The sequence below is a fragment of the Phycisphaeraceae bacterium genome (assembly GCA_019454185.1).
Taxonomy (GTDB): Bacteria; Planctomycetota; Phycisphaerae; order Phycisphaerales; family UBA1924; genus JAHBWV01.
In genome coordinates, this window is record CP075368.1 from 2206435 (window position 1) to 2226697 (window position 20263).

Annotated in this window: 18 protein-coding genes; 4 read left to right on the forward strand and 14 right to left on the reverse strand. The window is 63.8% G+C overall.

Translation table 11 applies throughout. The annotated features are described in order from the left end of the window. Window positions 1–115: 115 nt before the first annotated feature. Window positions 116–778, reverse strand: coding sequence for a hypothetical protein (locus KF838_09465; protein QYK47012.1), 663 nt, complete (start codon window positions 776–778; stop codon window positions 116–118). 364 nt (window positions 779–1142) lie between these two features. Continuing rightward, entirely contained in the window at window positions 1143–1688 is a 546-nt protein-coding gene (locus KF838_09470; GenBank protein ID QYK47013.1) for an NADH-quinone oxidoreductase subunit I, read from the reverse strand. A 412-nt stretch (window positions 1689–2100) separates the two neighbouring features. Between KF838_09470 and KF838_09475 the strand changes: the two genes are divergently transcribed. The 3 genes from KF838_09475 (at window position 2101) to KF838_09485 (ending at window position 4259) form a co-directional block, all read left to right on the forward strand. After that, complete coding sequence (locus KF838_09475) at window positions 2101–2751, forward strand: hypothetical protein (protein ID QYK47014.1); 651 nt, start codon at window positions 2101–2103, stop codon at window positions 2749–2751. A 68-nt stretch (window positions 2752–2819) separates the two neighbouring features. Further along, window positions 2820–2981, forward strand: coding sequence for a small basic protein (locus tag KF838_09480; GenBank protein ID QYK47015.1), 162 nt, complete (start codon window positions 2820–2822; stop codon window positions 2979–2981). Between the two features lie 75 nt (window positions 2982–3056). Continuing rightward, window positions 3057–4259 carry an aminotransferase class I/II-fold pyridoxal phosphate-dependent enzyme gene (locus KF838_09485; GenBank protein QYK47016.1) on the forward strand — a complete coding sequence of 401 codons (1203 nt, stop codon included), beginning with the start codon at window positions 3057–3059 and terminating at the stop codon, window positions 4257–4259. Between the two features lie 16 nt (window positions 4260–4275). Here the strand turns inward: KF838_09485 and ccsA are convergent, their stop codons facing one another. The 3 genes from ccsA to KF838_09500 all read right to left on the reverse strand — a co-directional run bounded on the left by ccsA (window position 4276) and on the right by KF838_09500 (window position 10119). Further along, the gene (ccsA, locus tag KF838_09490; protein ID QYK47017.1) at window positions 4276–6090 is read right to left on the reverse strand and encodes a cytochrome c biogenesis protein CcsA; all 1815 of its coding nucleotides are present in this window, start codon (window positions 6088–6090) and stop codon (window positions 4276–4278) included. Further along, the gene (locus tag KF838_09495) at window positions 6087–8639 is read right to left on the reverse strand and encodes a hypothetical protein (protein ID QYK47018.1); all 2553 of its coding nucleotides are present in this window, start codon (window positions 8637–8639) and stop codon (window positions 6087–6089) included. Before KF838_09495 ends, ccsA begins: the two co-directional genes overlap by 4 nt. A gap of 76 nt (window positions 8640–8715) precedes the next feature. After that, on the reverse strand, window positions 8716–10119 hold the full coding sequence (locus tag KF838_09500; GenBank protein ID QYK47019.1) for an amidohydrolase family protein: 1404 nt from the start codon (window positions 10117–10119) through the stop codon (window positions 8716–8718). A 147-nt stretch (window positions 10120–10266) separates the two neighbouring features. Between KF838_09500 and KF838_09505 the strand changes: the two genes are divergently transcribed. After that, complete coding sequence (locus KF838_09505; protein QYK47020.1) at window positions 10267–11130, forward strand: OmpA family protein; 864 nt, start codon at window positions 10267–10269, stop codon at window positions 11128–11130. 130 nt (window positions 11131–11260) lie between these two features. Here the strand turns inward: KF838_09505 and KF838_09510 are convergent, their stop codons facing one another. The 9 genes from KF838_09510 to KF838_09550 form a co-directional block, all read right to left on the reverse strand. Continuing rightward, on the reverse strand, window positions 11261–12064 hold the full coding sequence (locus tag KF838_09510) for a hypothetical protein (protein ID QYK47021.1): 804 nt from the start codon (window positions 12062–12064) through the stop codon (window positions 11261–11263). A 35-nt stretch (window positions 12065–12099) separates the two neighbouring features. Then, window positions 12100–12798, reverse strand: a complete 699-nt coding sequence (locus tag KF838_09515) for a cytochrome C oxidase subunit IV family protein (protein QYK47022.1) — start codon at window positions 12796–12798, stop codon at window positions 12100–12102. A 63-nt stretch (window positions 12799–12861) separates the two neighbouring features. Then, on the reverse strand, window positions 12862–13644 hold the full coding sequence (locus KF838_09520) for a cytochrome c oxidase subunit 3 family protein (protein QYK47023.1): 783 nt from the start codon (window positions 13642–13644) through the stop codon (window positions 12862–12864). Between the two features lie 90 nt (window positions 13645–13734). Continuing rightward, window positions 13735–15540, reverse strand: a complete 1806-nt coding sequence (locus KF838_09525; GenBank protein QYK47024.1) for a cbb3-type cytochrome c oxidase subunit I — start codon at window positions 15538–15540, stop codon at window positions 13735–13737. A gap of 87 nt (window positions 15541–15627) precedes the next feature. Continuing rightward, window positions 15628–16716 carry a cytochrome c oxidase subunit II gene (locus KF838_09530; GenBank protein ID QYK47025.1) on the reverse strand — a complete coding sequence of 363 codons (1089 nt, stop codon included), beginning with the start codon at window positions 16714–16716 and terminating at the stop codon, window positions 15628–15630. Further along, window positions 16713–17645 (reverse strand): SCO family protein, encoded by a 933-nt coding sequence (locus tag KF838_09535; protein QYK47026.1) that lies wholly within the window; start codon window positions 17643–17645, stop codon window positions 16713–16715. The genes KF838_09530 and KF838_09535 overlap by 4 nt, the downstream gene beginning before the upstream one ends. Window positions 17646–17710: 65 nt before the next feature. Continuing rightward, window positions 17711–18100 carry a hypothetical protein gene (locus tag KF838_09540; GenBank protein QYK47027.1) on the reverse strand — a complete coding sequence of 130 codons (390 nt, stop codon included), beginning with the start codon at window positions 18098–18100 and terminating at the stop codon, window positions 17711–17713. Window positions 18101–18128: 28 nt separating this feature from the next. After that, window positions 18129–19433: a hypothetical protein gene (locus KF838_09545; GenBank protein QYK47028.1), complete on the reverse strand. Its 1305-nt coding sequence runs from the start codon at window positions 19431–19433 to the stop codon at window positions 18129–18131. Next, window positions 19430–20245: a cytochrome c gene (locus KF838_09550; GenBank protein ID QYK47029.1), complete on the reverse strand. Its 816-nt coding sequence runs from the start codon at window positions 20243–20245 to the stop codon at window positions 19430–19432. Before KF838_09550 ends, KF838_09545 begins: the two co-directional genes overlap by 4 nt. Window positions 20246–20263: the final 18 nt, after the last annotated feature.

The following is a 20263-nucleotide window of genomic DNA, read 5'->3' on the forward strand; positions in this document are numbered from 1 at the left end:
GGTCACGACCGATGTCTGATCTACCGAAATTCGCTTGACACGACAATGAAAGAATCGGGGCCCACCCTGAGGTGAGCCCCGATCGGACGAATCTGAGATTTCGAATCAGATGAGATCAGCGACGACGACGAGCCAGGGCGAGACCGCTGATGCCGACGAGGGCGAGAGAGCCGGGGGTCGGGAGGATCTGGCCATCGATCTGGGTCGGACGGTCACGGAAGGAGCCGCCGAAGAACGTGCCGGGCTTGATGAAGAGGCCGACGATGGCGCCGACTTCATTGTTGAGCTGGGTGAGGGGGAAGGAGAAGCCGCCACCGTCGGGACCGTCGAAGGACGAGTCGGCCGCGCCGTTGTCGTTGAAGGTGACGCCGCTCATGGAGCCGTTGAAGTAAACGTATCCGGAGCCGCCGTTGATCCACATACCTGAGATGAGGCCGGTGATGGTGTCGCCGTCATCGTCGGTGATGGTGAACGAGCCGGAGCCCATGGCGGTGAGGCCATTGTTCATCGTCACGGCGATCTCGAAGACCGCGTTGGCGAAGCCGGAACGGCTGGTGAAGCCGAACGCGTATTCAGCCGTGGCCGTGGGGGCGCCGATCTTGGTCACATCCCCGGACGTGGCGTAGTTCGCGTTGTCCGTCGCGACGGCACGGAAGATGCCCGTGGCCGAGTCGTACGAACCGGCGAGATCAGTGAAGCCGTAGGTCGCAACGACGCCCGCGTTCGCGGCAGTCGCCAAGAGGCCAGCGGCAAGAACAGTGGAAACCTTCTTCATCATTTGAGCCCTCCTCAGGACATCACTCTCTGGTGTTAAGAACACATCCACGGGTAGGCCCTGAGGGGGGCCGCCCGCTCCACAAACGTCCAGAAGTGAAAATGCGCTACAACCGCGAGAATGCCAGCAAAGTGGAACGAAATACCCGACTTTCTGTCACAGCCGGCGCGAACCTCCCAGCCGGAAGACCTGAAACCGGCCGCAACGCAATTTATCGGGCTATGCAAATACCCTAAACAGGGCTTGTTCAGTGCTCGCGATGAACAATCTCGGACCTACGGACCGAGCACTGTCGCAAGAAAGTAATTTGTTAGGGCGACGCCGCGATTCGGGTCCACTCAGGAACCACACATCCGACGGGGGTTGCTCACATGGGCTTCTTGCCGACGGTGGCGTCGAAGATGCTCAGGAGCTTTTCCTTGTCGAAGACCATCTCCTGGCGGGAGAGGCCGACGACGTCGTACTCGGGGGTGAGTTCGATGGCGTCGACGGGGCAGGCCTCTTCGCACATGCCGCAGAAGATGCAGCGGAGCTCGTCGATCTCGAACTTGGCAGGGTACTTCTCGCGGTCGTCCCACGGGCTTTCCGCGGCGACGATGTGGATGCAGCGTGCGGGGCAGATCGTGGGGCACATCATGCAGGCGACGCACTTGACGCGTCCCTGCTCATCGCGATTGAGGCGGTGGACGCCTCGGAAGTTGCTGGGTTCCTGGCCGCCGTCTTCGGGCTTGTAGTGCTCGCGGCGTTGCTCTGGATACTGGATGGTTCGGCTGGTCTTTCCCTGGCCGAATGAGGTGAAAAAGTGCCGCATCGTGGTCCCGAAGCCCTTGACGATCTCGGGGATGTAGATGCTCTCTACGCGGTTGAGCGGTGGGTTCGAGACGTGCACGATGTCTTCGTCGCGGATGGCCATGGGGCGGGATCATAGCGAGGGGCATGGGCAAGGTGTCGAATGTGGCGGCACGGTGGAGAAGGTTCTGCGGCGATCTCACCGATACAATGCAAGCATGCCGGGCGGGAAGTCACCTCAACCTCTCTTCGAGCTGCTGGCCAAGGGCCAGTCGGATTCGCTCACGCGCCGAGCAAAGGCGTTCATCCCTGGAGCGGAAGAGGCGGGACAAACGGCGGGCGGGCCTTCGCAAGGGGGACCGCCGAGTGTCGGTCAGGTAGCGGGTGGTCCATCCGTTGCCGGCGGGTCGCCAGCACCGTCTCTCTCACATGTACCTCCCCCCCCCGCTCCTGCTGCGGGTCAGCCGAGCGGGCGTGAGTCTGCAACCGGACCCAGGCCAAGCCGTTTCGGCTCACAGGGACACGTTACGATTCCGATGGTCGGCGTTTATGTGGGTGCTGCGGTTGCGGTCACGCTTCTGGTTGTGACGTGGACGATCGCGTACGGCCGCGGAGCGGCGGCGGGCGAGCGAGAGTGGCAGGCGGAGATCCTGGCAAGCCGAGCCGGGAACATCGGGGCGGACCCGTTGATCGATCCGATCGCGGGCGGGAAAGGGTCGGAGACGACTACACCGCCGCAGGGCCGCCAAGAAAGAACAAACACCACACAAAGACAATCGAACCCGACGACCGGAGGCCTCTCTTCGGGCCTTGCGAACATGGCAAGAGCTGGGATTCTGTCGTCTGCGGGTGTGCTGCCATCGGATCCGAGGCAGCCGGGGCAGAACTACCTGAAGTTGGCTGTGCTGAGCCGAGCAGACGCGGAGCACGCGATCGCGTACCTGGGATCAGGGGGTGTGGAGGCGATTGGTGTGCCTGTGGTTGATCCCGGTGCGGGTGCGGGGAAGAATCCTTCCCGCTACGAGGTGTTTGCGACCGTCGGGATCACGGGCGAGGAGTACAGGAACAACCGACCTGTACGGACCGAGCTTGAAGCGAAGGTCGCGCGCATCGGCGAGCGGTATCGGCGAGAAGCCAAGGGCTCGACTGACTTTGCCAAGCCCTTGTGGATGAAGTACAACCCCTGACGGCGCGATGCGTCGATCGGGAGACTGAGCGACGACTTGAAGTTTGCCCGATCGGGCTGGAGATGGCCATGAGTCTTGATCGTTCTCTGAAAACCGGCGGCAAGCTTTCGAGCAAGCGGAGCGTCATGAAGCGCACGGAGCGCGTCGCGAAGATGATGACCGATCGCAAGTTCGATCCGGCGAAGGACCGCGTTCTGGGCATCCCGAAGACGCTGGTTCCGAAGGCCTGATCGGCCCGGCTGGATTCTCGTACAATTTAGAGCACGTGCGCGGGCGATTGGGTCCGTCGCGTTGGAGATCGCGCCATGGGTGTTGATCGGCATATCGCGTCGCGCGCGAGGAAGATCGACGCGTCGGGTATCCGGCGTGTGTTCGACCTTGGCGCGAAGTTGAAGGACCCCAACAACCTATCGATCGGGCAGCCGGACTTTCCGGTGCCTGAGAGCGTGAAGGATGCCGCGGTTCGTGCGATCATGAGTGATCGGAACGGGTACACGCAGACGGGCGGGATACCCGAGCTTCGCGCGCGGATCACGGCCGAGTTGGCGTCGGACCTCGGGTGGGATGTCTCCGGACCGGTGGCCGGGACGGGCGATCACGCGGCGATGCTGGTGACGAGCGGCACCTCGGGCGGTTTGATGCTCGCGTTTCTGTCGCTGCTCGAACCCGGCGACGAGGTGATCGTCCCCGACCCATACTTTGTGGCGTATCCGCACCTGGCGACGATGTGCGGCGCGACGGCGGTGAAGTGCGACACGTATCCGGACTTCAAGATGACGGCAGCGCGGGTCGCGCCGCTGATCACGGCGCGGACGAAGATCGTGCTGGTGTGCTCGCCCGGAAATCCGACGGGCGTGGTGATGAGTTCGGAGGAGCAGCGTGAGCTGCTGGAGTTGTGCCGCTCGCGCGACGTGCTGCTCATCAGCGATGAGATCTATGACCTGTTCTGTTTCGACGAGTCTCGGACGGAGCGTGACGTGGCGGGGAAGGCCCGTTGCCCGAGCGCGGCGCGTGCGCCCGGCGCGTGGGAGCATGTGCTGGTGGTACGCGGGTTCGGCAAGACGTACGGCGTAACGGGATGGCGGATGGGGTATGTCGCGGGGCCGCGTGCGATCGTGGATCAGATCGCGAAGATGCAGCAGTACTCGTATGTCTGTGCGCCATCGCCGGCACAGTGGGGATGTGTCGAGGCGTTGGACCAGGACATGAGCGGCGTGGTGCGAGACTACCAGGCGAGGCGGGATCTCGTGGTGTCGCGTCTGAGCGAGGTGACGGAGGTCGCGCTGCCGGGAGGGGCTTTCTACGCGTTCCCGAGGGTGCCGGAGCGGCTCGGGATCAGCGCGACGCAGTTTGTCGAGCGCTGCATCGAGAGGAACACACTGGTGATTCCCGGGTCGGCGTTCTCGACGCGGGACACACACTTCCGTCTGAGCTTTGCGACGACGAGGACGCAACTGGAGCGAGGGCTGGATGTGCTCGTTGACCTGATGCGGGGCTCGCGCGGCTGAGAGATCGATCGAGCGTTCAGGCGTAGGCGTGGAGGCCGGGCAGGAGCAGATTCACGCCGAAGTACGTCCAGAGCATGATGATGAAGCCGATCAGCGAGAGCCACGCGGTCACGAGCCCGCGGTTGCGACCGGTTGTGAACCTCAGGTGGATCACGATGAGGTAGACGATCCAGGTGACAAGGGCCCAGGTCTCTTTGGGATCGAAGGCCCACCAGCGGCCCCAGGAGTGGTCGGCCCACCAGCCACCGAGGAGGATGCCGACGCCGAGGGTCCAGAACGCGAGTTGCAGGACGGTCATCTGGGCGGTGTCGAGGTCCTTGAGGGTGCGCTCGCGGGCCGTCTTCGGCTCGTTTGCCGAGAGGTCTGCTTCGTTGAGTGCCGCTGCGGCGACGACGGTGAAGTCCTCCGGTCCCGTCGGTGCGAGCCCCGCGCCGATCGAGCGGGCGTAGTGAACGCCGAGATAGAAGCAACTGATGATGCAACCGAGGGAGATCAGCCCGTAGGAGACGAGCACGGTGGTGACGTGGTACTTCAGCAGCACGGAGGTGTTGAGGATCGCGGCCTCGCGCTCGATGTGCTTGCCGGGGATGCCGGTCTGAGTCGCGGTGATGAGCACGAGGAAACCGACACCCGCAGCTGCGGCGCCGAAGAGCCACTGACGACGAAAGAGCATGATCGCGAGTCCGACGACGGTGGCGAAGAGACTCAAACCCGTCATGGACTCAAACTGGTTCTGGATGGCGAAACGCTCCGCGATCATGCAGCGCAGAACGAAGCCGTAGGCGTGGAGCGAGACGGCGGCGATGAGCGCGCCGACGCCGAGGGCGATGAGCCACTTGCGGCCCGTGCCGAAGGCGAGGATCAGCGAGACGAAGCTGAGCATGTAGATCCAGTAGCCCCACTCGAACGCGTTTGTCCGGTTGTAGGCGAGTTCGAGTCCGGCACGACCTGTCGGATAGAGCGGCTGGTTGACCTTGGGAAGTTCGGCGGCAAGCGTGCGGGCTGCGGCGTTGACGCCATCGGCATCGCCGGCTCGCCACGCGGCACCGAGCGATGAGGCGGCGACGCGGGCAGGGTGGGTAGTCGGGAGTTCCGAGAGGTGGTGCCAGGGGAGGTCGGGGGCATCGGGGGCGATGACGTACCAGTTGGCGCGGCTCTCGACCACGAGCGACATGGCGCGGCGGACGCGTCCGAATGCATCGCGGTAGGGATCTTCGAAGGCGTGCGCCTCTTCGAGCATCTCGCCGTAGCTCTGCGCCATCACGGGTGTGATGCGCGTGAGCTTCATCCAGCGTTCCTGCTTGCGGGCGTCGTCGGGAAACGCGGCTTCGAGGAAGGCTCGGCGCAGGGGCAGGTAGTTGATGTGGATCAGCGGGCGATCGAGGTAGTACGCGGGATCGATGACAAGATCGAGCCAGGTGAAGAGCGGGTCGTATGACTTGTTCGCGGGCTTGCTCTTTGAGGCGGAGTCGGCATCGGTTGCGTAGATGGTGTCGAAGTAGTTCTTGCGGCCAGCGACTGCGCTGACGGTTTCTCGCGCGAGCGTGTCGAGGATCTTCACGCGGCCGTTGTGGAAGACCGCAAGCCCGCGCAGCGGCTCGAGATCAACCTTTGCTGCGAGATCGAGCTTGCGCGCGGTGTCGAACGGGGATGGAACCGGCACCTCGCCGAACGGGCTGGGGAGGGAAGCCCCCTGCTCGCTGACGGCGTGGGACTCTGGGTGGGCGTTGCCATCGGGCGCGTATTGCGCGAGTGAACGCGCTGCGGGGAGCCACGTGATCGCCACGAGGAAGATCGCGAGGATGCCGGTGTTGATCCTGAGCTTGATCATGGCTTGACCTCTTCGGGCATAAGCGAGACAACGACGGGTTCGGCTGCGGATGTTGCGCGGGCCTTGCGTGATGGGGCGATGTAGGTGCCGTCCTTGATCTGCTGCTGGATCCGCTTCTTCTTGCGTTGGACGATGAGCGGCTTGACGTAGAAGGCCCAGGGGATGCCGAGACCCATCAGGATGGATCCGAGCGCGATGACGTGGATGCCGGGGTTGTTGCCGACACCCAGGATCGTGTACCGGACATAGGGGCGTTGGATCTGGCCCGCGTCGGCCATCTGCTGGGTCTGCTTCCACATCTCGGCGTCCCATCCGGCCTGGCTGAACTTGTACTGGTTTGGGCTGAGTCCTGAGACAAGACGGGAGAGGGTGTTGGCGATCGGGCTCCTGCTCTCGTCCCAGCGGTGCGGAGCCGTGAGCGGCGCGTTGAGCTTGGTGATGTGGGTGTAGGCCTCGAAGGGTGTGGTTCTCGGGCCAGTCATCGCGGGAGAGACAAGCACGGAGGATTGATAGTCTCTGGGTGCGCCGCGATGGTCGTAGGCGATCATCTGGAAGTCAACGAGGCGGATATCGAAGCCGGGGAGGGGATGCCTGAGACGCCCGAAGCCGAGCCGCAGCGTGCGTCCATCCGGGAGCGCGACGGTGCGGACGAGGTCGTCGGCGATCTCGAGATACTTAATGAACGGGAGCCAGACGACCGTGGACCAGCTACGGTCGGGCGCGGTGGGGCCGAGATCGACGGTGATCTCGACTGCGAGCGCAGCGCGGTCGTGGGTTCCTACGAATCGCTTGTCCTGATTGATCGAGGGCACGGGGATCGGCCGCTCGATCGTTGTGATGTGGCGCCATCGTTCGGTGACGGTGAGCGCGATGCGATCGGGGACAAGGTCGAGTGTCGCGCCGACGCTTTCTGTCACACGGACCTCGCCGCTGGGGAGACGCACGATGGCGCGGGTGGAGCCGTCCGGACGCTCGTCGAGGTTCACTGCGAGGAGATTGGCGTCGATGTATCCGATGCGGATGGAAGGATCGGCATCGCGCCGTGCGGGCATGCCCTGCGCGTTCACGGTGTCGAGCATGTCCTGGTTGATCTCGGGGAAACGGCTGTAGATCCATCGCGTGAACCACTCGCCGGCGGGTGAGGTCACGCGGACGATGGCGACACTGCTGGTTGCGCCCTCGAACCCCTTCGTGATGATGGGGAACGGGGGCTCAGGGGCGAGATCCTCGACTTCGATCGTGTAGCCGGTCTGTCCGACCTCGAGCTTCTGCCCTCGAGCGACCGGCAGAACGAAGCGTTGATCGGTACCAGGGAACTCGATCGCGAGCGCGTTGCGAACGCCGACGGGGAGCGGCTCGGCGAGGTCGCGCCAGCGCGCCTCGGGCATGCCCATGGTGTACTCGACGCTGAGCATGTTCTCTGTCGATGCTCGGGCGGCGGGTGATCTCGGCTCGAAGCGGTACCGGTGGACTGGCCCTTCGGGGACCCTTCCACGGGAGTCGGGGATCCAACTGAGCAGGTCGACGAAGCGAACGGGGCGGTCTCTTCCCTGTGCGGCGGCGAGATCGGCATCTCTCTCAGAGGCCTTAACCGGCTCGGAGCCGATGTCTGCGTAGGAGGCGTAGCCTACGACGCGGAGCTTGATGTCGGCATCGACGAGCGAGGTGCGCGAGGGCATGACGCTCCGGCTGAGCGTGCGGGGATGATCGGGCGTCAGCGCGTAGTCGTTGTACCGGGGGATGCCGCTGAGCGGACGCTGCTCCCACCCTTTGAACTGGTCTATGAAGAGGGCAACTCGCGTGTTGTCGTAAAAGACTGCCGCGGGGGGGCCGATCGTGGTGTCGCCGCCCGGGGTCGGATTGCCTGCGAAGAGGATCGTGTCTCCCTCTTTCTTGAGTCCGGTGTAGTAAACGCTGCCGAGGGCGATGACGACGATGCCGGTGTGGACGGTGAGCACACCGATGTTCTCAAACTTGAACTCGATGCGGCGCACAGTGGCGGTGACCATGTTGGCGACGAAGGCGAGGAGCACGACGCGGAGCGGCCACCACGAGTAGAACTCAAGCTCCGACATCTCGACGCCGGGGAGGCGCCGGAGCGTTGTTGAGTTGTACTGGCGCACGAAGTCTGCAAAGAGCATGAGCCCGCGCCCGGTGACCGGGTCGTAATGAAGGGCGGGCCACGCCGCGACAACCCAGAGCCACGAGCCGAGGACGATCGAGGCGATGATGCCGACGACGCCGATCGCGAACCGTGCGGCACGGGGGATCCCGGCCCGACGGAGCAGAAGCCGCGGGAGAAAGAGTGTGAAGAGAGAGATGCCGGCGATCGTGAGAAGGAGCGTAAGGGCGTAGATGAGGTACGTCGGGATCTGCGCGAGGAGCCCGATGGGGACGCTGGCGAGAATGGCGTAGATGACGACGAAGACAAGGAGACAGACCGCCAACGTGATGGTGCTGAACGCGTGCAGGAGCCAGCGGACGGGCTGTGCCCAACCCGGGAAGTGCTCTTTGTCCCACTGTTGACTTCGACGCCACTTCTGGCTCATCGGATCTCCTGCATGGCCCTCGTCGCCTTCGCACGTGTATGAAGCGGGGCATGAGAACGAGTCGATCTTATTCTTGTCAGACCGTATTTTTTCTTGTCCAAAGCCAATTTGGGCATGAATCGGCAGAGAGGACCCACGACAGGGGATCATCGGCATTCGACGTGGATTGTGGCCTGGATACATCGACAGCGATGATGCCGAGCGGCGTCGAGCCGGGGGTCAGGAGGAAGTCGGTGGGAGATGCGTCCAGGGCGGATGCGCCGTGGAGAGTGGCCATGGTGAGGAGTGTTGCGGGTTCGGTCGCGTCGCGTCTGTGGATGTAGCGCATCTCGTCGAGGATGGAAATCGATCCGGATTGGGGGTCCGCGGTGTGGGCCGGGAGATTGATGATGGAATCTGTGCCGAGCGCGACCGGAATGCCGCGGGCGAGCATGTCGCGATAGCGGTGAGGTCCGAGACGGGCGGGAGCCCCGAAGTAGTCAGAAGCCCGCGGGCAGTAGACAACGCGCGTGCCAGTGCGGGCGAGGATGTCGAGGTCGGCATCGGTGACGTCGTTGCAGTGGACGACGGTGAAGGGGGTCCACTGGCGGCGCGCCGATTCGAGGACCGGTGAGAGGTACTCGATGGGTGAGAGGCCTCGGCCTATCTCGGCGGCGACGGCGTCGTTCCAGAGGCCGAGCGATTCGAGGAGGTCGCGTTGCGGGCCGCGGGCTCGGGCGATGAACTCACGCTCTTCGGGTGACTCTGCAAGGTGCGTGCAGACAGGGAAGTTGCGTGGGGGCCCGGCCATTTCGAGTGCGTGCTGATACCCAGCGAGGGCGACGGTGTTCGGCGCGTGGGGTTGGAGCCCGAAGCGGGCCGACACGGCGGCTTCGCCGCGTTCGTACCGCGCAGCGACAGAGCGTCCGAGGGCGGGTAGCGCGGTATTGGTCATTGCCTCCATGCCGCGTTGAAGCCCATTGCCGATCGCGAAGAACTCGATATAGGAGACGGACGCGATTGACGATTCGGCGAGGGTTTGGAAGGGGATTGTGGAGGGCGTGGCGCGTGGCGCACCGGCGATGTCCCCCACTGCCGCGGTTCCGCCGGCGAGGGAGAGGGAGATGCCGCGACGGACTGCGGCGGCGATGGCGGCATCGTCCGTGGGTCGTTCGCGCCGGACCATGTCGATCCAGGGCATGAAGCCGTTGGCCGGATCATGGGGGCGCGGGCCGATGTCCGTCAGATCGAGGTGGGTGTGAGCGTTCACGAGGCCGGGAAGGAGAACGGCGTCGCTGCGTTCGATAGTCGGGATGTTACTGCGACAGAGTTCCGGGGGGAGTTCGGAGGCGGGGGTGATGCTCAGGACTCTGCCTCGGGTATGGTCGAGGAGGAGCGCGATGGGACCGGTGCGATGGGACCAGTGCCCGCGCGCATCGGCGGCGGCACGGGCGATGATGATCAGGGGTTGGGCGTGCTCTCGCGACGCGGGGGGATTCATGGCGGAAACCCGGGGTGTACGATAGATGTGTACCGACGCGCATGGCGCGGCTCGGTTGCATTGCGCGAGGCCGCGCGGACGCTGGTGGCGTCGGTTGCGGCACCTGAATCACTGCACGGATAGGCCTTTGGCCCGAGGGATCGAACCATGACGAATCGACGCAATCGGATCTACGCACTTGCTCTGGTCTCGCTCGCGGGCGCCGGCCTTTCAGGGTGCGTCAGCCAGCAGGCGTATGACGAGCTTCGCCAGACGAATGTCTCGCTCGAGAACAGGAACGCGGAGTTGGCGCGTCGGGCGAGCGAGCTCGAGGCCACGAACCGGATGCTGACGAACGAGCGTCAGAGTCTGGATGCGGCGCTTGCGGCGTTGCGTGCGGCGAACGGCGACCTTGCGGCTTTGACGAAGCAGCAGCAGGACGAGTTGAACCGGTTCGGCAGCCGCCTGCAGGGTTTGAGCGGGATCGCGCTCGACCCGACGACGGACGCGGCGTTGCAGGCGCTGGTGGCGCAGTACCCGAACCTGATGTCGTACGACCCTGCCCTTGGCATGATCCGGTTCAACGCGGACCTGACGTTTGATTCGGGTTCGGACGTTGTGAAGGACAGCGCGCGGCAGGCCCTGGATGCGTTCGCCCGGGTGTTGAATTCGAGCTCTGCTCTGAATTACGAGGCGGAGATCCTCGGGCACACGGATTCGCAGCGGATCAGCGCATCGACGGCATCTCGTCACCCGACGAACATGCACCTTTCCGCGCATCGGGCGATTTCGGTGCGTGCGGTGCTCGGGAGCATGGGCGTGCCGGCGGATCGCCTGAAGGTTTCCGGCTGGGGCGAGTTCCGTCCTGCGGTACCGAATGCCGCGAACGGCAACACCCCTGCGAACCGGCGCGTGGAGATTTATCTGCGGAACAGCACGGCGGGGATCAGCTCGTCGGCTTCGCCTTCCGGCGGGAGCGCGTCGCCTGATCGCGACCCGGTTCCGACGCGCCAGTTGGATCCGACCAAGTGAGGCACCAAGGCGTCAAGGCATGAATGCAACGAGGTCCGCTCCATACGGGGCGGACCTCTTTCTTGCGCGGATGGGAGTTGCATCGTCGAGGAGAGGGCACCCGGAGGCCACGAATCCTCGGAGAGCCGACCTACGCCGCGGGTCGGCGGCGAACGCGGGAGGCGGCGAGAGCGATGATGCTCAGCGTGAGTCCAGAGGCACCGATGGTCGCGCCGGGGAGAGTCCATCCCATGGCGCGAAGGCCATCGTCGGCGAAGCGCGGTGAGGGAACGGTGCCCTTGGGCATGACCATGAGTGCCGCGCCGAACTGCCACGTGCCCTCGACGAGCTCTCCGGCCTTGTTGGGTTGGTAACGTTTGGAGGTGGGGAAGGCGAGTTGCTCCTTGCGGAAGCCCCCCTCGGGCAGGAACTCATAGAAGGCAAAGGCCCACTCTTTCCGCCAGACCTGCCCCCACGTTCGCGGGTCGACGCCCTGCGGCGGGATGCGTGTGACGATCACGAGTCGATCCGGAAGATTGCCCTTGGCGATCTCGTTGTTGACTCGTTGGAGTTCGGCGGCGGTGCCCTCTGTGAAACGGAGCACCTGCATCCAGTCGGCGTGGGCACGCATCAAAGGGATCTGGCTCATCGCTTCGCTGGGAGGTATCAGCACCCTCAAGGGGAGAGACTGATCGCCATATGTAACGACGATGGAGCCGGGACCGCTCGGTTCATTATCCACGGTCGGATCGGGCTGGAACTCGAATGCGACATCACGATCGGCGAAGTAGAAGGACTGATCCTTCACGGGCATGAAGACCGGGCGAATCTTGCCGGAGACTGCGTTGTTGACCTTTGCAGCCATGAACCAGCATGAGACCGCGAGCAGCACGGCGGAGATGGCACCGCCCGTGCGAGCGATGTGGCGGATGCTGGTTTGAGAGATCGGCGCCATGTGTCTGGTCGCGTCTGAGCGGGCAGGGCGGGAGATCAGTGGCCGCCTGGCTTGTCGTGACCGTGGTGGTCGCCCTTTGCGGGAGCGGAGGTCGAGAGCGCACCGGTGTGACCCTTTACGGTGCGACTTGCGTTCGGGGTGCTGGCATCGGCGTGGTGGTCGTGCTTGTGCTTGACCGAGGCCTTGATGCGCTCGTACTTCTCGGGGCCCCACTCGGCGAGGTACTTCTCTTTGGCGAACTTCACGACGCCGCCGGTGACGGTCTCTTTCGCGTCGCCGCTGCCTCGGCTGACGCCTCCGGTGCCGCCGACGGCGATCTCACCCTTTTTCCAATCGTAGACGACGCCGCGACTGCCAAGATCGATCATGGAGAAGAAGAGAAAGAGGCCGACGGCGAAGAGGCAGTTCGCGAAGATGATGGCGTTGAGTTTGTTGTCGTACTTGAGCTGCATGAAGAAGAGGAGGACGAGGAGCCCCTTGATCGTTGCGATGCTCATGGCGACGGCGACGTTGACCCACTGAGGAATCTCGACCTTGAAGTAGTCTGCGGCCCAGACCTCGGCGCGGGAGAGCCCGACCGTGAGAACGGTGAAGAAGAGCAGGGCGAGCAGCACGTTCATGAGCGTGCGCTTGGGGATGATGACGTGCTCGTGATGGGTTGCGCCGTGGGGATCCGTGGGATCGAAGGCGAGTCCGTCGGAGCGTTCGGCGTGGGGTGCGTGTCCGTAAGACATGGTGCTGGTCCTGATCGAGGGCGATTGATCGGGCGGACGACGGGCGGCGGAAGGTCGCGGGCGTTAGTGGACGAGGTAGAGGAGTGGGAAGAGGAAGATCCAGATGAGATCGACGATGTGCCAGTAGAGGCCGACGATCTCGACGGCGTTGTAGTGGCCCGGGCCGAAGTGGAGCTTGCGAGCCCGGAGGTAGAGCCAGAAGATGAGGCCGACACCGATCAAGACGTGGGTGGCGTGGATGCCGGTGGCGCAGTAATAAATGCTCCACCACATGGGCTCGTAGGGGTTGTCCGCGAAGGGATAGTCGAAGAGGGAGCCGGGACGCTTGCCGCCGTAGCCCTCGACGTACTCGAACATGCCGCCGAGAGCGGTCTGTCCGCTCGCTTCATAGTGCGAGAGTGCGGGATCGAACTTGAAGAACCATCCGGACCACTTGGGCGTGTACTCGAAGGTGAACTTGATGCCGACAAAGAGGAGGGCGCAGGCGATGGTGAGGAGGAGGTTCCTTCGGAGGGCCTTCTGCTCGTTGCGCTGGGCGTTGCCGATGGCGGTCGCGATCGTCCAGGATGAGAAGAGGAGCACGATGGTGTTGAGGCAGCCCCACTTCCAGTCGAGGTAGTGCGATCCGTTGCGGAACGCCTCGGGGTGCATCATTCGGAAGATGGCGTAACCGACGAAGAGCCCCGCGAAGAGGAGGACTTCGGTGGCAAGGAAGAGCCACATGCCGATCTTGACGGCGTCGAACTCCTCATCCTTCGAGCGGAAGTGCGAGGCGGGCTTGTAGGTCTCGTGGTATGGGCGTCCGTCTGCGCCGCTTCCACCGCTGTTGATGTCGAGTGTGGTCATCTGGTTGAACTCCGGGGGCAGGCCTTGTGGCGGGGCTCCGGGTGATGGGCGAGTCAGAAACCCACGGATTGAATCCGTGGGTTCTCGGGGTCAGTGTGCTTTGGCGCCAGGGGGAAGCGGATCGGCGAGGGGATAGTCCTTCGGATCGCAGTGCGGGGGCACCACGTCGTCAAAGGCGTAGGGACCATGCTTGGCGATCGGCTCGTGGTGGAAGTTGTGGGTTGTGGGCGGACTGTCGGCCTCCCACTCGAAGGTGAGGCCGCCCCATGGATTGGCGGGCGCCTTCTTGCCGGCGAAGAGCGAGCCGACCAGCACGGCGAGGTGGACGAGGAAGCCGATCAGCAGGATCGCGGCACCGATCGAGGAGATCTGGTGGAGGGTCTGGAACTCGTCGGGGTATGAGGCATACCGACGGGGCATGCCGCGTGTGCCGAGGAAGAACTGGGTGAAGAACGTCGTGTTGAAGCCGATGAAGACGAGGACGCAGGCGAACATGGACCAGCGTTCGTTGTACATGCGTCCGAACATCTTGGGCCACCAGTGGTGGATGCCGGCGAGGAAGGCGATGACCGTGCCGCCCATCATGACGTAGTGGAAGTGGGCTACGACGAAGTAAGAGTCGTGGAGGTGGAGGTCGGTGGCGAGGGCGCCGAGGGGGAGCCCTGTCAGGCCGCCGATCGAGAAGGTGAAGAGGAAGAAGAGCGTGTAGAGCATCGGCGTGTTGATCTGGATGGATCCCTTGTAGAGCGTGCCGATCCAGTTGAAGACCTTGACGGCGGTGGGGATCGCGACGAGGAAGGTGAGAGCCGAGAAGATCGTCGCGGCCAGTTCACCCTCGGACGTGAAGAGGTGATGGCCCCAGACGAGGAAGGAGATCGCGGCGATGGAGAGAGAGGAGAAAGCGATGGCCTTGTAGCCGAAGATCTGCTTGCGGCTGTGGACCGCGATGCACTCGGAGATGATGCCCATGCCCGGGAGGATCATCACATAGACAACGGGGTGGGAGTAGAACCAGAAGAAGTGCTGGAAGAGGACGGGATCGCCGCCGAGGGCTGGGTCGAAGATGCCGACGTGGAAGAGCCGCTCAAAGACCAGAAGCAGGAGCGTGATGCCGATGACGGGTGTCGCGAGGACCTGGATGATGGAGGTTGAGTACATGGCCCAGACGAAGAGGGGCAGGTCGAACCAGCCAAGCCCCGGGGCGCGGAGCTTGTGGACGGTGACGATGAAGTTCAGGCCGGTGAAGATGGAGGAGAAGCCGAGGATGAACGCCGCGAGGATCATGAAGACCACGCGCCAGTGACCTGGGTCGGCGTGCGAGGATGAATAGGGCGTGTAGAAGGTCCAGCCGGTGTCGACGCCTCCCATCACGATCGCGAGGATGCCGAATATCGAGCCAAAGACGTAGACGTACCACGAGGCGAGGTTCAATCGCGGGAAGGCGACGTCCTTGGCACCGAGCATGAGCGGGAGGAGGAAGTTGCCGAGCGAGGCGGGGATGCCGGGGACGATGAACATGAAGACCATGACCGCGCCGTGCAGGGTCATGACGCGGTTGTAGATGTTGTCGGCCTGAGCGACGCTCATGTCCTTCTGACCGAAGAGCGTGGCCAAGTCGGTGCCGGTTGCCTTTCCGGCCATCTCGCCGACGGTCTGGATGCGCACGGGCTGGAAGAGTTCGTAGCGGATCAGCATGGCGGCGATGCCGCCGATGAAGAACATCGTCAGGACCGCGACGAGGTACATGACGCCGATCTTCTTGTGGTCGATGGTGGTCGCCCAATCGATGATCGTGGAGACCATGCCGCCCTTGCGGTCGAGGTAACTCCCGTCATGGTGGTCGTGCCCGCCGTGGGAGCCGTGTGCGCCTGGAATTTCGCCGTGGAGTGTGGTCATGGCTTTCGCCTCTGCTGGCTCGCCTCGGATGATGCCGGGGCGTCTGTGTTCATGGATCGATCAAAGTCATGGATGTGTGGGAGAGGATCAGTTCGATTCGGCAGATTCCCCGTACCCGGCTCCGGGTCCTGGCGGGTTGTCGCCGAGGGATTCGATGTATGCGATGAGGGCATCGAGTTCGCGGTCGTTCAACTGGCCCTGGTAGGAGACCATCTGGTTGGGGTAGCCCTTGACGATCTTCGCGCCGGGGACGAGGATGGATTCTCTGATGTAGTTCGGATCGACGACGGCCTTCCCGCCGCCTTCCATCTCGTGCTCTTTGCCCCAGATGCCCTTCCAGGTTGGGCCGGTGTTGCGCGAGCCGTCGACGGAGTGGCACGCGCTGCAGCCCTTGGTTGTGTAGAGGACCTTGCCGACAGCGGCGAGCCCATCTCCCCAGGGGATCGCCCAGCTGTTGATCTTGGCGCGGTACTCGGGCTCAGGGAGGACGCGGATGATCGCGTACATCTCAGAGTGGAGGTCGCCGCAGTACTCGGCGCAGTAGACGACGTGGTCGCCGGGCTCATCCGCCTGGAACCAGTATGAGGTGTAACGGTTCGGGAAGATATCGAACTTGGAACGGAAGTCGGGGACCCAGAAGGAATGGATGACGTCCATGCTGCTCATGCGGAGCTGGACGGGCTTGCCCGCGGGGACGACGAAGATGGGTGCTTCCTGGGCGGATGTGACCTGATTCCCCTGGGCATCCGTGTAGACGAATCGCATGGACTCAGGGCTTTCTGCGCCGTTGGGGTAGGTCATGCGCCACGCCCACTTCTGGGCCTTGAGGTTGATGACCTCGGCGTTGGCGGGCGCGACGATGGCGTCGGCATAGCCCCAAAAGCCCTTGAAGAAGATATAGACGAGGAAGACAGTCGGCACGACAGTCCATGCGATCTCGAGAGGCGTGTTGTGGGCGGGGCTGCGCGTCAGCTTCTTGCCGGGCCGACGCTGGTACTTCACGACGAAGTAGAACGTCAGTCCCATCAGGAAGACGAACCACGCCACGGAGAGCCAGAAGGTGTACATGAACAGCTCGTCACCGATTCGGGCGACGGCGCTGGAGCTCTTGGCGGGAGACCCGAACCAGAGCCAGTGCCAGAAACCATCGGCGAGCGTAGTTGTGATCGGATTCATCGTGACGCTCCAGCGATTGACGCGCGAGAGGGCTGAGCTGCGGCATCGCCCGATCGATTGACCGTGGCGCGGCGCCGACGCAGGCGCTCATGAACGAACAGACCTGCCACCAGCCCCCCCACCGCGAGGACGGACAAGCCGCCACCGATGCGCATGAGGGCCATGGCCTGAAGGGTGTACGCCCCTGCAGAGGGGTCGTAGCGGTAACACTTGTGGATCATCCAGTCGCCGAGAGTCTTGGCGATCTTGCCCTCGCTGGCTTCGAGGAGGGCGAGCTTAAGGTCCCGCGGCGTGTAGTTGAATCCATGGATGTAGCGGGCGACGCGCCCGTCTGCAGTCAGCACCATGAAGACCGTAGGATGCGCGAACTCGCCGTTGGGCATGCGGCTGTAGTGGAAGCCCACGGAATCGGCGAGTGGACGGACCTGTGCCGAAGAACCGGTGAAGAAGCCCCAACCGGCCTCGACCTCGGGCGTGACGCCACGGTCATAGCCGACAAGCGCCGTTGATCGCCACTTGGCGGCATCGGCCGGCCCCTCGGTCGGATCGAAGGAGACGACCATGACGTTGAAATCGGACCCGACGGTGTAGTCGTCGAGCGCGTCGATCGCGTCGGCGAGCCGATTCATCACGAGCGAGCAGACGATCGGGCAATCGAAGTAGATCAGCGCGAGAACAACGGGCTTGTGACCCTGGTTGAAATACTTGCTGATCTGGTGGGGCTTGCCGTCCCAGCCGTCGAGAACGTGCTCCATCGAGATCGTTTCGCCGAGTTTCTCGATCACGCCCGCACCCTGCGCGACCTCCGGCTCCTCGGGCAGAAGCAGCTGAGCGTGGACGCGACCGGCCCCGACGAGGCACGCGACGACAGCAGAGACGAGCCACGCGGCTCGGCTCAGGCGTCGGAGATGTGCATGGGGGCGGTTCATTCGATGCTTGAGTTCGATGCGACGACGGATTGCGATTCGAGAGAGCGTGCTGGGAACGTGACGGATCAGTTGCGATTCGCGGCGTAGTCCTGAACGACCTGATCGATGGCCTTTGTGATCGGGATGCGGACGGCCCCCGCGGCGGGATCGGACCACCCGTAGCCGCTGAGCGAGGCCTCGGACTGGGCCCGATAGGCCCGGTACTCCTCGGAGAGGACTGTGGTCTCTTTCTTGATCTGGCGTTGGTGGGTCATGTAGGAGAAGAAGTAGAGCGCGCTCAGAAGAACGGTCAGAACGACCGTGATGACGAAGCCACCGGTGACGATGGCGAGGATCGCGGGATTGGCCTTCGCGCCGTGCTCGCGCTGGGGCGCGCCCTCGGCCACGGTGTGGGTGTGCCACTCGTCGGGCTTCGCGTGCTCGTGCGGGAGTTGCTGTGGCTTGTCGTGAGACATGGCGTGCAGGTCCTTTGGATCTGAATCGTCAGACGTAGTTCTTGTGCGCGAGGGCCTCGTCCTGGCGGGGATCGTTCAGCGGGATGAGAACACCCGAGGCGACCTTTCTGACCAGAAGCCCGGCGTAGATGGCGACGATGCCGGAAATGGCGACGATGTCGAGCCAGACGGCGACGCCGCTGGCGGAGGTATCGGCCGGAGCGTTCGCGTAGACCATGGGGCGGACGATCCAGAAGACGTCGAGGACGTGCATCAGGAGCATCCAGAGGCCGACGCCCGCGAGCGCGAGAGAAGACTGCTTGACCTTGCGGAGCATCAAGATGAGGAAGGGGACAACGAAGTGTCCGAAGCAGAGGAGCGCGGAGAGAACTTCCCAGCCGCCCTCGCGACGGTGCAGGTAGTAGGCGGTTTCCTCGGGGATGTTGCTGTACCAGATGAGGAAGTACTGGCTGAAGGCGATGTACGCCCAGAAGACGGAGAACGAGAACATGAGCTTGCCGAGGTCGTGCGAGTGCTCCTGCGTGACGACGCCGGTGAGGCGGCCCATGGTGCGGAGCACGGCGATGACGATGGCCATGAGGGCGACGGAGCTGAACGCGCAGCCGGCGAAGATGTAGACCGGCCACATGGTGCTGAAGAAGCGGAAGTCGAGCGACATCAGCCAGTCGAACGAGGCGAACGCAACGGAGAGCGCGAAGGCGAACATGCCCCACGTGCACATGCGACGGGCCTTGACGGTCTCGGTCCGGTCGCCGGTGCGATCCTGTGCGACACTGTGAGACCAGAGACGCTGGCAGAGGAAGAGCCAGATCCCGATGTAGAGCAGCGAACGGATGACGAAGAACGGCTCGTTGAGGTACGCCGCCTTCTTCTGGAGCAGGTAATCGCCCTTTATGTCTGATCTCATCCACTGGATCAGCTTCATGTCGTCGGGGAGGACGAGCTGAGCGATCAGGTAGGGGATGAGCAACGCGACGGCGAAGGGGAGCAGAGACATGATGTTCTCTGCCTGGCGACGGATCGTGACCGACCAGCCGGCGTTGATCAGGTGCTGGGACATCACGAAGAACATCGCGCCGAGCGACATCGCCATGACCGCCATCACACCCACGAGATAGGACGCGAGGGCGTGCTTGGGTCCGTGGACAACCGCTCCCGCGACGGTGAGCGCGATGCAGACCGCGCCGACACCGAGGAGGATCGTTGAGACGCCCTTGCCCGCGCCCTCGGGGAGATAGATGTTCTCACGCGAGAGGAGGACCTTGGGGTCGGGTCCGTGATGGGCGTCATGGCCATGATGGTCGCCGTGACCGGCGACGGCGGCGTGGCTCACTTGGCACCTCCGTTGGTCGCCGAGTGGCTGGTCGCGTCGGCGGTTGTGGCTGTCTGCCCTGCGCTTGCACGCTGGCGTTGAAGGATCTCACGCTCGGTTGTCGGAACATCGTCGAGCGTGGCGAGTCGGGCGTTCTGGAGAGCACGGAGATAGGCAACAACGGCCCACGCGTCCTGCTCGTTCAGGGCATGGGCGTATCCGGGCATCTTCTGCTTGCCATCGCCGCCTATGACGCCGTTGCGAACGACGTGGAAGAGGTAGCCGTCTTTACCGGTGTTCTCTGCGGCATCGCGGTACTTGGGATCGTGGAAATTGGCAACCGGGTAGGACCAGCGGGCGCCGACGGTTCCTTTGGCATCGCCCTCGTACCCGTGGCAGGCAGAGCAGTAGATATTGAAGCGTTCCATCCCTCGTTCGATCATGGCGCGCGAGGGAGCAACCGGGATGCGGGCGAGGTAAGCACCGCTCTCGTCGACGCCGCGGAAGAAGGCGTCGTCCTCGCGGAGAAGTGCGGCCCGCTGCGTCATGTATGTCTCGGCCCAGGGCTGGTCGGAGACCTGAGAGGTCCTGCCGAAGGCAACGGTTCCGGGAACGGGGAGGCGCATGGTCCTTCCGTCGGCGAAGAACTCGCTCTTGCCCTGGGGCTTCCACTTCATCTGGTCGTCCAGATCTGGGAAGAACTGGCGCGGCGTGTTGTCGCTTCGCTCTCCCCGGCATCCGCTGAGGGGGGCGATCGTTCCCATGGCGAGCGCGAGCCCGAGCGAGATCGCTCTGAGCGGGCGCCGGAGGGTGGTGTGTTGTGTCGTGGTCATGCGTGTTCGCCGTGGTCG